Source organism: Paenibacillus sp. N22P23, assembly GCF_059383735.1.
This window is the reverse complement of sequence record NZ_JBXENT010000007.1, coordinates 134,922-149,122: the sequence shown is the minus strand read 5'-3', so window position 1 is coordinate 149,122 and position 14,201 is coordinate 134,922. Positions and strand designations below refer to the sequence as shown.

General features: G+C 49.2%; 13 protein-coding genes. 1 reads left to right on the top strand and 12 read right to left on the bottom strand.

Going from position 1 to position 14,201, the window contains the following annotated elements; genetic code table 11:
- Positions 1–22: 22 nt before the first annotated feature.
- The 3 genes from AC506A_RS23810 to AC506A_RS23800 all read right to left on the bottom strand — a co-directional run bounded on the left by AC506A_RS23810 (position 23) and on the right by AC506A_RS23800 (position 2,972).
- A complete protein-coding gene (locus tag AC506A_RS23810) occupies positions 23–1,729 on the bottom strand; it encodes a phospho-sugar mutase (RefSeq protein WP_495463485.1) in 1,707 nt (568 codons plus the stop codon).
- A 70-nt stretch (positions 1,730–1,799) separates the two neighbouring features.
- Positions 1,800–2,231, bottom strand: coding sequence for a 3-hydroxyacyl-ACP dehydratase FabZ (fabZ, locus tag AC506A_RS23805; RefSeq protein ID WP_090982305.1), 432 nt, complete (start codon positions 2,229–2,231; stop codon positions 1,800–1,802).
- Between the two features lie 159 nt (positions 2,232–2,390).
- Entirely contained in the window at positions 2,391–2,972 is a 582-nt protein-coding gene (locus AC506A_RS23800) for a CDP-alcohol phosphatidyltransferase family protein (protein ID WP_495463484.1), read from the bottom strand.
- 264 nt (positions 2,973–3,236) lie between these two features.
- On the opposite strand from AC506A_RS23800, the gene AC506A_RS23795 reads away from it, so the two are divergent.
- A complete protein-coding gene (locus AC506A_RS23795; protein WP_495463483.1) occupies positions 3,237–5,408 on the top strand; it encodes an Ig-like domain-containing protein in 2,172 nt (723 codons plus the stop codon).
- Between the two features lie 148 nt (positions 5,409–5,556).
- On the opposite strand, the gene AC506A_RS23790 is transcribed toward AC506A_RS23795, so the two are convergent.
- The 9 genes from AC506A_RS23790 to AC506A_RS23750 all read right to left on the bottom strand — a co-directional run bounded on the left by AC506A_RS23790 (position 5,557) and on the right by AC506A_RS23750 (position 14,198).
- On the bottom strand, positions 5,557–5,907 hold the full coding sequence (locus AC506A_RS23790) for a DNA-directed RNA polymerase subunit beta (RefSeq protein WP_495463482.1): 351 nt from the start codon (positions 5,905–5,907) through the stop codon (positions 5,557–5,559).
- 17 nt (positions 5,908–5,924) lie between these two features.
- Complete coding sequence (locus AC506A_RS23785; RefSeq protein WP_495463481.1) at positions 5,925–6,746, bottom strand: flagellar hook-basal body protein; 822 nt, start codon at positions 6,744–6,746, stop codon at positions 5,925–5,927.
- Positions 6,747–6,794: 48 nt separating this feature from the next.
- Positions 6,795–7,658: a flagellar hook-basal body protein gene (locus AC506A_RS23780; protein WP_495463480.1), complete on the bottom strand. Its 864-nt coding sequence runs from the start codon at positions 7,656–7,658 to the stop codon at positions 6,795–6,797.
- Between the two features lie 184 nt (positions 7,659–7,842).
- The gene (mreB, locus tag AC506A_RS23775; RefSeq protein WP_495463479.1) at positions 7,843–8,850 is read right to left on the bottom strand and encodes a rod shape-determining protein MreB; all 1,008 of its coding nucleotides are present in this window, start codon (positions 8,848–8,850) and stop codon (positions 7,843–7,845) included.
- A gap of 159 nt (positions 8,851–9,009) precedes the next feature.
- A complete protein-coding gene (spoIIID, locus tag AC506A_RS23770; RefSeq protein ID WP_090575384.1) occupies positions 9,010–9,297 on the bottom strand; it encodes a sporulation transcriptional regulator SpoIIID in 288 nt (95 codons plus the stop codon).
- A gap of 208 nt (positions 9,298–9,505) precedes the next feature.
- Positions 9,506–10,255 carry a peptidoglycan DD-metalloendopeptidase family protein gene (locus AC506A_RS23765; protein ID WP_495463478.1) on the bottom strand — a complete coding sequence of 250 codons (750 nt, stop codon included), beginning with the start codon at positions 10,253–10,255 and terminating at the stop codon, positions 9,506–9,508.
- A gap of 103 nt (positions 10,256–10,358) precedes the next feature.
- The gene (spoIID, locus tag AC506A_RS23760; protein WP_495463477.1) at positions 10,359–11,549 is read right to left on the bottom strand and encodes a stage II sporulation protein D; all 1,191 of its coding nucleotides are present in this window, start codon (positions 11,547–11,549) and stop codon (positions 10,359–10,361) included.
- A gap of 770 nt (positions 11,550–12,319) precedes the next feature.
- On the bottom strand, positions 12,320–13,729 hold the full coding sequence (gene murA / locus AC506A_RS23755; protein WP_495463476.1) for a UDP-N-acetylglucosamine 1-carboxyvinyltransferase: 1,410 nt from the start codon (positions 13,727–13,729) through the stop codon (positions 12,320–12,322).
- A gap of 223 nt (positions 13,730–13,952) precedes the next feature.
- Entirely contained in the window at positions 13,953–14,198 is a 246-nt protein-coding gene (locus tag AC506A_RS23750) for a DUF1146 domain-containing protein (RefSeq protein WP_495463475.1), read from the bottom strand.
- Positions 14,199–14,201 lie beyond the last annotated feature (3 nt).

Here is a 14,201-nt window from a genome sequence, read left to right as displayed (position 1 = left end):
AAGCTCCGATCCCTATATCGATCTAGTTGTCCACGCGCTCCATCACAGCTTGGGTCAGGCGCTGAATCGCTGCCTTCGCATCTTCTTGCGAGCTGCCGCGTACAGCAAAATACACTTTAATCTTCGGCTCCGTGCCTGAAGGACGCAGACAGAACCACGAACCGTCAGCAAGTAAAAACTTCAATACGTTCTCAGGAGGCAAGCCGCCCAGTCCCGGCAAATAATCGAGCATTTGATCAACCGCTACACCGCCGATTTCAGTAGGCGGATTGTTGCGCCAATTTTCCATGATCGCTCCGATTTGGGCAACGCCGTCAACGCCTTTAAGCGTACGGGATTCCAGATGCTCCAAATAGTTGCCAAACTGCGCATACAGTTCAACAAGTACATCGTACAGCGTTTTTCCTTTACTCTTATAATAAGCAGCTGCTTCACAAATTAGCAGGGAAGCGATAACTGCATCTTTATCACGCGCATAAGTGCCTGCCAAGTAGCCGTAGCTTTCCTCATAGCCGAATAGGAAGGTACGCTCTCCGCTTTTCTCATATTGCGTCATTTTCTCGCCGATATATTTGAAGCCTGTCAGCGTATTGACGACTTCCGCTCCATAGGAAGCAGCAATATCAGCACCCATTTCACTCGTCACAATCGTCTTCACTACGACGCCGTTAGCAGGCAGATCGCCGCGCTCCTTACGTGTGCTGAGCAAATAATTAACCATAATCGCGCCCGACTGGTTACCCGTCAGCACGACATATTCGCCTTCATTATTACGAACAACCGCGCCCATCCGATCACAATCCGGATCGGTTCCGATGATGATGTCCGCGCCAATCTCTTGTCCGAGCTTGATTGCGAGACTGAATGCCTCCCGCTCCTCCGGATTCGGTGATTTCACCGTGCTGAAGTAGCCGTCTGGCTTCTCTTGCTCTGGAACGATATGAACATTCGTAAGACCCGCTTGCTTAAGCACCTCGCGCACAGGCATGTTGCCAGCACCATGAAGCGGAGTATAAACGACCGTCAGCGCCTCGCCTAGCCCGTCCACAAGCAGCTTGCTGTTCAAGCTCTCTGCTGCGACAGTTGTGATATAATCGTGGTCTTCCGCGTCGCCAAGCCAGTGCAGCAAACCTTTGGCTTCCGCTTCTTCACGGCTCATCCGGCGGACTTGATCGAATCCCGTTACTTGCTGGATCGCGCCAATAACCTCAGCCGCGTCTTCCGGAACAAGCTGGCAGCCATCAGAACCATAAGCCTTGTAGCCGTTATACTCAGGTGGATTGTGGCTCGCTGTGATAACAATACCGCTTGTTGCGCCAAGCGCACGAACGGCATAAGAGAGCTGTGGGGTTGGACGAAGTGCTTGGAATACATGAGCCGTCACACCATTCGCAGCCAAAACAAGTGCAGCATCAAGCGCAAACTCAGGAGAGTTGTTGCGCGAATCGAAAGCGATCACAACAGAAGGGGCGCTGCTCTTCGTAAGTACCCAGTTCGCCAGTCCTTGTGTTGCTTTGCCGACAGTGTAGCTGTTCAATCGGTTTGTGCCTGCACCCATAACGCCGCGCAGTCCACCAGTTCCGAACTCAAGCTCACGGTAGAAACGATCTTCAATTTCTTTCTCGTTGCCCCTTAGCGCGGCAAGCTCCTGTTTCGTAGCAGCATCAATCATCGGATCGCTCAGCCAAGCCTCGTATCGTTCTACAGTAGAATGGTTCATCTCCAGCATCCTCTCTCCATCCAGTTTATATATGTAGCAAGCTCAAGGCCCTGTCTTTATTAACCCTATCCTGCCGGGTTTATTCAGGATCCTTCAGTGCAAACATAATCTCACCTTCAGCAACGACTTTATCGCCAACTTTGGCAACAGCTTGTCCTTTGCCGATCATGCCCTTCATTCTCGTAATTTCCACTTCTAACGTAAGGGTGTCGCCGGGAACTACTTGTCCACGGAACCGACAGTTGTCGATGCCCGCGAAGAAGCCAATTTTACCGCGGTTTGCTTCAACTTTAAGAATGGCCACACAACCGACTTGCGCCAGTGCCTCCACAATAAGTACACCTGGCATGACCGGATATTGAGGAAAATGCCCCGTGAAGAACGGTTCATTCATCGTCACATTCTTAATGCCAACGGCGCGTTTGCCCTCCTCCAGCTCAATAATGCGGTCTACGAGCAGAAACGGCGGGCGATGCGGAATAATTTCTTGGATTTGTCTGATATCTAACATGATGTAAGCTCCCTTCAAGGTTGTTGTAATAAATTGCAGGGTATTGTGCCAAAATAAGGCCATCCATCACGAAACTGCAGTCGTGAGGTTAAGATAAGGGGGATTGAACGCTGCTGCCGTTCATTGCGGCCAAGGCGAGCTCAATCTCCTTTTTACCCTTTATACGTGCGGTGCTTCTTTATCTGTCTTCTCTTCTGAGCGTTGCACGGTACTGCTTTGTTCCTCTTCGTCCTTATTCAACCCAACGAATAGAAAAATGTAAATAAATGAAGTAATAAATGAAAACGCAATGACGCCCCATAGATACGTCCTGGCAAAAGGCAATTCAAAGAAGATAAATAAGATGGCCAAGTAATAAAGGATGGTCGTCAGTTTACCCATCCAATTTGCAGGAACCGTCTTCTTCCCACGAAAATGAAAAAATGCCGACCCGACAATCATCCCCGCATCCCGGATAAATATGGCCGCTCCCGCGCTCCACGGAATATGTTCGGTAATGAGCAACGACAAAATGACGGTAATCATCATCATCTTATCTGCGAGCGGATCCAGCATCGCCCCTACCGAAGTCACTTGCCCGTACTTTCGCGCCAAATAGCCGTCCAAAATATCAGTAAGGCCTGCGATGACGACAATTAGAAAAGCCCATTTCATATGATTCGAAGAGTCCGATGCAAATACGGCAACGTAAACGGGGATTAAAGCAAAACGAAGCATCGTGAGCAAATTAGGAAGATTCAAACGTTTACGCCCCCTTACCTTTATGGCGGAAAAGATGCTTCAAAGATTCTAACCCATTATACCTCTACGCTGGAAAAAATAAAACTGTCCGGGCTATGCCCAGACTCGCCGCAACACCCAATTCATGCTGTTGTTTAAACCGATTTGGCCATGACCTGCGAACTAAATTTGGTAATAGCTATCTGACACCTTCAAATTCCTTCTTCTAAAGCCGTTAACTATAGGAGATAGGAAATTTATAGTCTTTGGAGGTTTTAGACAATCATGCGCAAGAACAAACATGCAGCACCCTTATGGCAGCGCACCTGGCTTACGGTGATGCTTGCTATTGTCCTGAGCTTCTCTTCCGTTGCAGGACTCGCTTATGCTGAAGAAGTTGTAACGGGAATTGCTTTCGAGAACGCTCCGTCACCTGCCGTGCTTTATATCGATGATGATACGATTTCACTTGAAGTGAATGCCACTATACAAGGCGCGACTTCTGTAAAAGACGTTACGACGGATTCCACTTGGAGCTCCTCCAATACGGCAATCCTAAAAGTGTCTGCCGGCGTTGTTACAGGTTTAGCGAAGGGCACTGCAACTGTAAGCGCGACATACAAAGGCTATAAAGTCACTTTGCCTGTTTCCGTTCAGTATTTGTATGACAGTGTAACGATAACGGAGGACGCGACAAATGTGGACGCCACAGAAGAAGTACATCTAGGCGATACCATCTCTTACGCGCTGACTGCAGCCAAGAGCGACAGTCCTAACGAAGATGTTACCGATATCGCAACGTGGACAAGTTCAAACCCCGCAGTTGCAACCGTAGATGATGGAGAAATCAAGCTGCTTAATGCAGGTGAAACAACGATCACAGCCAAATATAAAGGCAGAACCGATTCGGTTAAATTAACCGTAACTTCACCTTATGATAAAATCACCATCTCACCTGACGATCTGCTTGAATTCATTGTTGGCGACAGTAACCAATCGTTAACAGCCGTAGTTACCACGGAGGAAGGCGATTCTGCTGCAGTTACGGAAACAGCACAATGGACAACCGGCAACGCAGCCGTCGCTACTGTTTCCAAAGGTATCGTTACTCCAGTCGGCAGCGGATCAACAACCATTACGGCTACACACCTTGGCGTAACAAGCAGCATCAATGTCGTAGTACGTCCTGCTTATGAAGCGATGCGCATGACCCCTAAGGAAGATCAACATCTGACAATGCAAGATAGCCCGGTAACGTTCAGTGTAACGGTTATGAAAGGCGTCCTGATGCCTGAGGTTGTGACGAGTAAAGCCATATGGACGTCCTCCAACTTCTATGTAGCAACCGTTGAGGACGGTGTCGTTACCCCTAAAGGCGTGGGTACGACCGTTATTAAAGCGACATACTTGGGTCTTTCTCAACAAGTCTCGATAACCGTTTATCCGACGGTTAACAGCTTGAAAGCAACGGCAGATACCGTTGATGCTTTCTTGGACGATAGTGTTACAATGCCTAAAGTTTCGGCCGAGTCGATCGCCGAAGAAACCATCGACGTAACGAACCTCGTTGCTTGGACGAGCAGCGACAAGGATGTACTGGACAAAGTAGACGGGAAATGGACGGCTAAGAAAATTGGCGCTGCCGTACTTACTGGCACCGTTCAATCCAAAACGGTCACTGTTCGCGTAGTTGTGCACGAGAAGCCGCTGATGCTGACACCTGATCAAGCTAACGCTTCTGTTGTGATTGGTAAAGAAGTGAAGCTGCCTGTCATCACTGTAATGTATGAAAGCGGCGAAGAAGAAGACGTGACGAGCCTAGTTACATGGAAGAGCTCCTCGGCCAACTTGCTCGTGAAAGCTCCAAACATGAGAGGCCTGCAAGCCTCGAGCGTTACACTTACTGCTTCGTATCTTGGGAAGTCAACCGCAATCCGTGTAACGATTGAAGAGGAAATAACGAAGCTGTTCGTGGATTCAAGCAGCCTTGCGCTGAACATCTCCCGTACCAAGAGCCTTAAAGTAACAGGTATTTATAAGAGCGGTAAATCAGTTTCCTTAAGCTCCAAGATGAATTGGACGATGAACCCTGAAACACTTGCTACTATTAAAGGAAGCACTGTAAAAGCACTTACTGAAGGCACTGGCAAGCTGACAGGCACTTATCAAGGCAAATCGATCGAAGTTGCCATTACGGTTGTTGCCAAGGTGAAGAAACTGACCTCGTCGGCCAAGTCTCTTACACTTGCAGCAGAAGGCAAAGAAACCGTTAAGGTTACAGCTGAATACGACGTAGGCCGTATGACGGATGTAACGAAGTCCGCAACTTGGACGGTCGGCAACAATAAAGTAGCAACAGTAGAAGCCGGCGTCATTACAGCAGTCGGCAAGGGCAGTACGATGGTTAGAGCCATATTGGACGGCAAATCCACCAGCATCCGGGTAGTCGTGAAATAATCATAAGCACCGTATAAAAGTAAATAAGCACCTCCTCCGAAGCGTTCATCGACAACTACCACGGTAGTCCGATGATATTCGGGGAGGTGCTTATTTATGCGGCTTGAATTAGAAATCGAAAAGCCTGCTCAAATGAGCAGGCTTTATATCAATCAGCAAACACCAGATCATACATATGCTTCCAAGTGGCAATGTCGAACACTTCGTCTCCCGGCCGCTTGCCAATAATCGTATAGCCCATGTACATGCCGCCGAGAACGGCCGCAATGCACAGAATGGGAACGATGCTTTTGCGCAGCGTCCACAGTAAAGCCCGAAGAGCCGGATTACGTTTCTTGCGCGCTGATGTCTTGCCTTTAGCAGCTTCGAGGTCGCGCTCAGACTGGGTCGCGCCACTCTGACGCTGCCTCTCGCCTGCAGGCGAGGGGTTCATCAGACTAGAACGTTCCAGTTGAGTAACGCCATCTAAGCCCGCCGCTGTTTCTTTTTTTGCATCCATACGCATTCACTCATTTCCTAGGCGCGCAAATTGTTTGCAAGGCCCAGCATCGTATCGCTGGAAGATAATGCCCTTGAGCTGAGCTGATAAGCTCTTTGCACGCTAATCAATTCCGTCATCTCGTCGGACAAGACAACATTAGATTGCTCCAGAAAACCTTGTTTTATCGCGATCTTCGACTCCGCGCTAGCCGTTACGTCATGCATGACATCATTTACCTGAAATCCATCCGCAATGGCGAACAAGTTGTCCGCAACCTGCGACAAAAGTGAAGGCTTGTCCACTTGAACCAGCTTCAGCTGCCCCATCTGTACCATCTCTCCAGATGGAAGAGTACCAATAATGCTGCCATTCGGGTCGATGCGGACTTCCTTCATCTCTGCAGGTATTTCAATCGGATTGCCATCTACAGACGATATCGGGTATCCTTCTTTGGTTGTCAGGATATTGACGCCATCCCGCGTAAACGTAGTTTGGAATGAGCCGCCTCGTGTATAACCAAGATCGCCTTCGGCATTAACCGTAACCTCAAACAAAGCATTGCCTTCGATTGCGACATCAAGAGGTTGGTCCGTCTGCTGAATCGGTCCTTGAGAGAAATCCGGTTGAATCATCGTCAGACGCGAGCCCCAGCCTTGGTTGAAACCAAGCGGAGTCAGACGTCCCGGTTGATTAAACACTTCCGGCTGCTTCTTTAGCGTAGTCAGCAAATCTTCAAAAGTGCCGGTCTTGCGCTTATAGCCGACTGTATTCACATTGGCAATATTGTCAGCGAGCAAGTCCAGCTTCTCCTGCAGCCCATTCATGGACACCATTGCATTAATCATCGAACCGTTCAATTCAGTAGCCTCCTCTGCTGTGCATCGTTAAGCATTGCTTGCTAGCGGTTATATTCTGCCAATCTCATTTACCGCTTTATCTAAACTTTTATCAAAAAATTGAATAACCTTCTGATTTGCTTCATATGCGCGCGCCGCCGACATCAAGTCGACCATCGACTGTGCCGAATCCACGTTAGAGCGCTCTACGTAGCCTTGCCTAAGTTCTACCCGATCGTCAGCAGCCATAGCCCGAACACCTACGTTCTCATCGCCAAGCTTGAACTTTCCGTCACCTTCACGAACGAGATTATTCGGATTATCGATAACGGAGATGAGCAGTTGACCGGCACTTTCGCCTGTTTGCGGATCAACCAATTGATTGTCGCTCGTCAACGTCAAATTGTTAAACGTCATGCCGACCGGCAGCTGAAACGGCTGTTCATTAGCGCCTAGTACGCGGGAGCCATCTGGCAGTGTCAGAAAGCCTTCATCATCAAGTTTGAATTTACCGTCACGCGTATAGCGGGTCTCACCATTCGTATTCTGAACCGTGAAGAATGCCTGCGGTTGGAACACGTAGTTACCGTCCGCCGCCATCGCCTTGCCTGATCCGTCAAATGTCATGCCAGGCACTTCAATGTCCGATACAATGGCAAAATCACTGAACTGGTTCGTTTGCATCAAATCGCCCTGCAGATTGATCTGCAAGCTTTCTTCTGCGAACACCCCGGTGTTCAGCTTGCCTACTACACGGCCTCCGCCGTCTTGAACGCCGGAGAGCCTCAGCAGCATATCTGGAAAGGAGTGCGTAACCGCACTTTTCTCTTTATAACCAGGGGTATTCAAGTTTGAAATATTATTCGTTACTGTATCATGCCGGTGCTGCTGCGAAATCATGCCTGATGCAGCTGTATACAGACCTCTTAGCATGAGCTACCTCCTGAGCGGATTAACGTTATTGGATCGATTATCGTATATATCGGTTAATCCGTCCTCACGATGAATAGAACGGTTGCATGACTTTTGAACTATTCTGTACAAAAGCTTGTCCCTTGGCACGCCCCCCTAAAGGCGTCCTACCCGAACATCCTGCATCCATCCATCCGTTTATCGCTTAGCGTTTTCCAAGGTCTCTGCGCGGTGCACGGTCTAAATGGTCAAGCAGCAAGCCTGTTCCTTTAACAACGCAGTGCATCGGGTCTTCTGCAATCAGAACCGGTACTTTAAGCTCTTCTGCGAGTAATGCATCCAAGCCGCCCAGCAGTGCGCCGCCACCTGTCAAGATAACGCCGCGGTCAATAATATCGGCCGATAATTCCGGCGGAGTCCGTTCCAGTACAGACTTAGCTGCTGAAACAATAGACGATACCGGTTCCCAAAGCGCTTCACGCACTTCTTCCGAGTAGATCGTCACTGTCAGCGGCAAGCCCGTAACCATATCCCGTCCGCGAATGTCGATCTCTTGTCTAAAGCCATTGTCGTAGACAGAACCGATCTTAATCTTAATATCTTCGCTTGTCCGTTCACCGATCAAGAGCTTGTACTTGTTCTTGATGTATTTCATGATCGCTTCGTCAAACTTGTCCCCTGCGACCTTAATCGAAGAGGCGGTCACAACGTCGCCCATGGATAGTACAGCCACGTCCGTCGTCCCGCCGCCAATATCAACAACCATGTTGCCGCTCGGCTGGTAAATATCCATGCCTGCGCCAATCGCAGCTGCCTTAGGCTCCTCTTCAAGAAAGACATCTTTGGCGCCGCTGCGCTCTGCAGCTTCGCGGATCGCCTTCTGCTCTACCGATGTAATGTTGGTCGGTGCGCATATTAAAATACGGGGGCGGCTGTACCAAGAACGGCCGCCCACGCGATCGATGAATGCCTTCAACATAATTTCCGTAATTTCAAAATCTGCGATAACACCGTCTCTAAGCGGTCTGATGGCGATTATGTTACCAGGGGTACGTCCTACCATCCGATGCGCTTCTTCACCTACTGCAAGCACGCGCTTCGTCTCGCTCTCAATCGCGACGACAGAAGGCTCATCAAGTACAACGCCCCTCCCTCTTACATGAATGGACACGTTAGCAGTTCCTAAATCAATCCCAATATCCTTGCTGAACATAAGGTCTCTAATTCCTCCACGGCGAATGACGAGTGCTGCATATACAAACTTACGAATGTACTTACAAAACAATCGTCTTTAGTAGTCGGATGCAATGATCATCTTGTTTAGTATTCGCTGAAATGTACGAAATTCCTCTATTTTTGTAGAAAAAATCGCTTACGATTTTGCTGCGGCAAGAACTTCGCGCTTGCGTCCTGAGCTCTTCTTATACTTGATTTTGGTTGCTTCTCCTCCCCTCAGGTGCCGGATCGATTTGTGGTATTCCAGAATGTGCTTGACCTGGTCTGCCAAATCGGGATTTATTTCCGGTAAACGCTCGGTCAAATCCTTGTGCACTGTGCTTTTGGAGACGCCAAATTCTTTAGCGATCGTCCGCACCGTGTGCTTCGTCTCGACGATGCAACGGCCGATTTTTATGGTCCGTTCTTTGATGTAATCGTGCACGCTCCCGCCTCCCTACTCGAGATAGTTTGGTACATTATATGAGGGGTACGGGTATATATTCTCTGTGTCCAAGCATGACAAGCTAAAGTACCGCAATTATTTTCAGAAACGGCTGCTCAACCGCTCCAAAAGGCCCATTTTGCACGTAAAAGAACATAAAAAAAGAAGGCAGGATATAATCCCGCCTTCTAAAGTACTCCGCTTGCTTCTAGTTCTCAGTTGCGCTTGCGGAATCAGATGTGATGAGCGTATTTGGGTTAATCGCTTTACCGTCCTTGCGCACTTCAAAGTGCATGTGGACGCCAAGTTCCTTCTCCAGCTCGCTTCTGCCGGCTTTTGCAATGATCGTGCCTTGTTTCACTTCATCGCCCACTTTAACTTGTACGTCGCTCAAGCTATGGTAAACGGTTACGATTCCGTCAGCATGCTTGATTTCGACGATATTGCCGTTAAGCGGGTGTTTCTCGGATACGATGACGCGGCCGCTCAGTGCTGCCGATACATCGAATGCCGTGTCGTTCTTCGCGAAGTCAATCCCCATATTCGTTACGAACGTGTTGCCCGATTGAATCAGGGCTGCTTGACGCTCTTCACCGGTAGCTTTCGCATCATAGAACGGTGCTACAACATCCAGCTGGCTGCGGTCAACAGGCCACTGCATCAGTTCTGACTCCGATGAATTAACTGCTTCATCATCCGCCGGTAATTGCTCTGCTGTCATTCCATCCGTCGTACCTTGCGAGACTTCTACGTCGGTGCTGGCTGGCTTGTTACTAGTTTCCCCAGCTCCCCCATAGAGCCACATTAAGGTTACGATAATTGCTGCCGCGGCTAGGAATGCTGACGGTGCTGCCCACTTCTTCGAAAGCAGCTTTCTCCATGCAGATGGTTTGACGGCAGTGCCTCCCACTACATTTTTGGGAGCTTCTTCATTGAACTTTGATTTGTTATCACTCATTGTTCGATCACCTCACTAGCCATTGTTGCCACAACCTAGCAGTTTATACGTGAGGGTTTAACATTTTTTGAGATTGTTAGAGAAGATAGGGGCGATCATTAAGCTATTCTACCAACCCTTTCGCTTTCGTAAGCTTCGTCCCGGAATAATAGTGTGCGAGAATCTCCGCCGCTGTGCCCCCGCTTTGCGCCATTCCGTTTGCCCCCCACTGACTCATTCCAACGCCATGCCCATAGCCGAAAGTCGTGATTTGGATATCTTCATCGATAATCGTCCAATTGAATTGTGAGGAGGCTAGTCCCAGCTTCTCTCTAATCTCTCTGCCGCTTAGCATCTCCCTGCCGACCATAACGGTCTTAATGCGTTTGCCCGCGGTCGTATCCAGAATACGCATTTGACGGGCCGCACTCTTCTTGATGCCAAGCTTCAGGCTAAAATCGTTCAACGTCATCGTGACCGTTTCTTTATATCTAGGGGAAATAGCCTTGTCCCATGGGCTGGCAACGCTGCGCAAGTACGGAAGATCAAGGTTCCAATAATCCGAAGCATTCTCCGTGTAACCATTGCTCGTGGAGAAAAAGGCCGCTTGGATCGGCTCTCCCTCATACGTTACAATTTGCCCCTTCGTTTGCCCCACAGCCTCATTAAGCTTCTGGAGGTTCTTCTCCTTGGTTGTCCCGCTCCAACGCGACAGAAGCGAACTCAGAGGCACGTACACTTGGTTCATCACGGTATCGTTCACATCTGCTTGCTCTGCATCACCACTCAGCCCGCTGTGATCATTCAATTGCATTCGCTTGTAGATATAGGTTCGGGCAGCGATGGCCTGCGCCTTCAAAGCTTCAAATTCAAAATCAATCGGCATCTCACCGGCCAACACGCCGCGGACATAAAGCTCAATTGGCATTTTCTCAATCCGCTTCTCCTTGGTGAGATAGACCTTAACCCACATCCGGTCGTACGCGCTAAGCGCCTTCAAACCTTTACTGCCGTTCCTATCTGCCGTTGAAGGTTGTAACGATTGCGGTTCCTTCTCGGACTTCGTCTCCATCTCGCTCGGCTCTGCGCTTTCCTCCACTACAACTTGCTCTGACGCCGCATCCTCGAGTATTTGTTGCTGCTCCGCTAATAGGCCATTCTCACCGCTCTTGGCTGCGCCTCCCCTATCATCCAGGAAATAGACAGCCCCTCTCACCAACACGACGAGCAGTACCCCCCATGCAAACCACAACATCCAGCCTTTCAACCACCGACTCCTCCTCGGACTGCCTGTCCGCCATTTCACACGTTCCATCTGCAGCTCCTTCCTGTCTGTCCTGCTAATCTCATTTCTCTTAATTCACATTTGCTACAGTCTATGAACCGGAAAGGTAGGATAGTACCGAAAAAGGGAGATGAGATTGTTGAAAGAGAGAGAATGAACAGTAATTCGATGAGTCCTAACCACGCGGTAACTTCGCTGGAAGAGGGAGAATGCGAATACGTGCTAGCTAGTGCAGTAGGTGCCTATGAAATAGGTTAGAGCGTTCCGCGAATAGCCAACGAATCGCAGGCGGGTTAGCGTTGTCCGCGAATAGCTAACGAATCGCAGGGGTGTTAGCGTTGTCCGTAAACAACTAACGAATCGTAGAAGCCTTATTCGGTCGAATTTCTCGCCTCCGAGAATCTAACGAATCGTAGAGGCCTTATTTGAGCAAAATCGGCTTCAAAGTACCCCCAAATCGTCAAATAAGCCCTGTACGATTTGTTAGATTTTTTTCGGTGCTATATTTAGGCAAATAAGCCCTGTACGATTTGTTAGAGCAGTCCGAGAATAGCTAACGAATCGCAGAGGAGGTACTTGGGCAAATCCATTGTTTGCTGAGAGTCCATTGTTGGAACTCTCGGCTTCATTTCGGTGTGGTTTCGGCGTTGAGAGTTCAATTTCCGACCTGTCAGCTTTGTTCGCGGGGGAGGAATTGGTTTAGTGGTTAGTTAGCGCGAAGCTTAACAAAACAAAAGCTGCCTCAAAAGTCACAAGTGACATTTAAGGCAGCTTCTTCGGTTATGTGTTATAAAATGATCTTATGCCCAAGTCGGTTGAACCTTCAAGCGCGGCGTTTCTTTCTCACGCTTCACAGGCTCTGCGGACATTGCCGCTACGACAACGGGTTCCGCTTCCTCTAGAACCGCAGCAACGGTTTCGAGGACTTTCGTATACACGGGCTCAGCCGGTGCCGGATCCACGCGGTAAATATCAGCGCCAAGCGCTGCAAGCTTACCGGTAATATCGACATATCCGCGATCTACGTGGTGAAGGCCTGTAATTTCGCTTTCACCGTCAGCGCATAGCGCCGCACATATAAGTGCTGCACCCGCACGAAGATCTGTAGCGGTCACTTTCGCACCTGTCAGTGCTGTATTTCCGCTTACGATTGCCATGCGGCCGTCGATTTTGATCTGGGCACTCATCTTCTGGAATTCCTCGACATGCATGAAACGATTCTCGAAAATCGTCTCCGTTACGATGCTTGTGCCTTCGGCAATCATAAGAATCGCCATCATCTGCGACTGCATATCCGTCGGGAATCCGGGGTATGGTAACGTCTTAACGTCTACTGATTTCAATTTCTTCGGACCCACTACGTGAAGACCATTGTCTGTCTCCGTAATGACAACGCCCATCTCTTCAAGCTTCGAGATAACCGGTGCCAAATGCTCGCCGATTGCACCGTCAATATGAACGTCACCGCCTGTCATGGCAGCCGCGATCATAAATGTACCGGCTTCGACACGGTCCGGAATGACAGTGTGTTGAGCGCCTTTCAGCTCTTCTACACCTTCAATACGGATAATACCTGTGCCTGCTCCGCGAACCTTCGCGCCCATAGCATTTAAGTAGTTGGCAAGATCAACGATCTCCGGCTCTTTCGCCGCATTCTCGATCGAAGTCGTGCCTTCTGCAAGTACAGCCGCCATCATGATGTTCTCCGTTGCGCCAACGCTGGCTACATCGAGATAAATCTTGGCGCCTTTGAGCTTGCCTTCTTTGCGAGCTTCAATAAAACCTTGACCCAGCACGATTTCGACGCCCATAGCCTCGAAGCCCTTCAAATGCTGGTCAATGGCACGCGTGCCGATTGCACATCCACCCGGGAGGGAAATTCTCGCGCGGCCAAGACGAGCCAGAAGCGGTCCCATAACGAGGAACGATGCACGCATCTTGCGCACCCATTCATAAGGAGCTTCGAACGAAGTCAAGTTCGCTGCGGAGATACGCATGGTTTCATTTTCATATGTGAGCTTTCCGCCTAATGCGGCAAGCACTTGTTGAATGGTAATTACATCGTCTAGATTAGGCACGTCATAAATGACGCTCTCGCCTTCCTTTGCAAGTAACGTGGCAGCGAGAATCGGTAATACGGCATTCTTTGCTCCGCTTACACGAACATTTCCGGATAGTCGCTGGCCGCCGCGGACGATTATTTTGCTCATCTTTAGGTTTCCCTCCGCGTGCAGTAGATTCTTGTCTTATGCACAATTAATGGTACGGCGCTCCGTACCCAACCTACATCTTACCACCAGCTTACAAGAAACGACAAGCGTTATTTTCTACCTGTCGAACCTGCACCCAAAATGGCATTTTTTATAGTCTTCGCAGCCTATTTCTCGTTTCGTACCGTCATATACTACCCATTGTTGACATTTTGCCACCTTGTTATTCGACAATTCCCTTCAGCAAGCCCGACCAGTTCCAGTAATCGAGCACGAAGCCGGCAAAGCCATGCCCCAGCACAATGGCGAGCATAATTTGCAAAATGCGTGCCTGCGAGCTGCGCGGGCGCTTCAAGATGGTATCGAGCTTCAACTCCTGCAAAACAATCCAAGCCATTGCAATGCTGAATAACTCCACAACAATGGAAATAAGTGCATGTATGCCGGCATTAGCGGCTAAGTGATCCATGTG

What these genes read in the sequence shown, in the direction of transcription:
- AC506A_RS23810 (WP_495463485.1), bottom strand. Translation starts at nt 1,729, where the DNA reads ATGCTGGAGATGAACCATTCTACTGTAGAACGATACGAGGCTTGGCTG.
- fabZ (WP_090982305.1), bottom strand. Translation starts at nt 2,231, where the DNA reads ATGTTAGATATCAGACAAATCCAAGAAATTATTCCGCATCGCCCGCCG.
- AC506A_RS23795 (WP_495463483.1), top strand. Translation starts at nt 3,237, where the DNA reads ATGCGCAAGAACAAACATGCAGCACCCTTATGGCAGCGCACCTGGCTT.
- AC506A_RS23790 (WP_495463482.1), bottom strand. Translation starts at nt 5,907, where the DNA reads ATGGATGCAAAAAAAGAAACAGCGGCGGGCTTAGATGGCGTTACTCAA.
- AC506A_RS23780 (WP_495463480.1), bottom strand. Translation starts at nt 7,658, where the DNA reads ATGCTAAGAGGTCTGTATACAGCTGCATCAGGCATGATTTCGCAGCAG.
- mreB (WP_495463479.1), bottom strand. Translation starts at nt 8,850, where the DNA reads ATGTTCAGCAAGGATATTGGGATTGATTTAGGAACTGCTAACGTGTCC.
- AC506A_RS23765 (WP_495463478.1), bottom strand. Translation starts at nt 10,255, where the DNA reads ATGAGTGATAACAAATCAAAGTTCAATGAAGAAGCTCCCAAAAATGTA.
- spoIID (WP_495463477.1), bottom strand. Translation starts at nt 11,549, where the DNA reads ATGGAACGTGTGAAATGGCGGACAGGCAGTCCGAGGAGGAGTCGGTGG.
- murA (WP_495463476.1), bottom strand. Translation starts at nt 13,729, where the DNA reads ATGAGCAAAATAATCGTCCGCGGCGGCCAGCGACTATCCGGAAATGTT.
- AC506A_RS23750 (WP_495463475.1), bottom strand. Translation starts at nt 14,198, where the DNA reads ATGGATCACTTAGCCGCTAATGCCGGCATACATGCACTTATTTCCATT.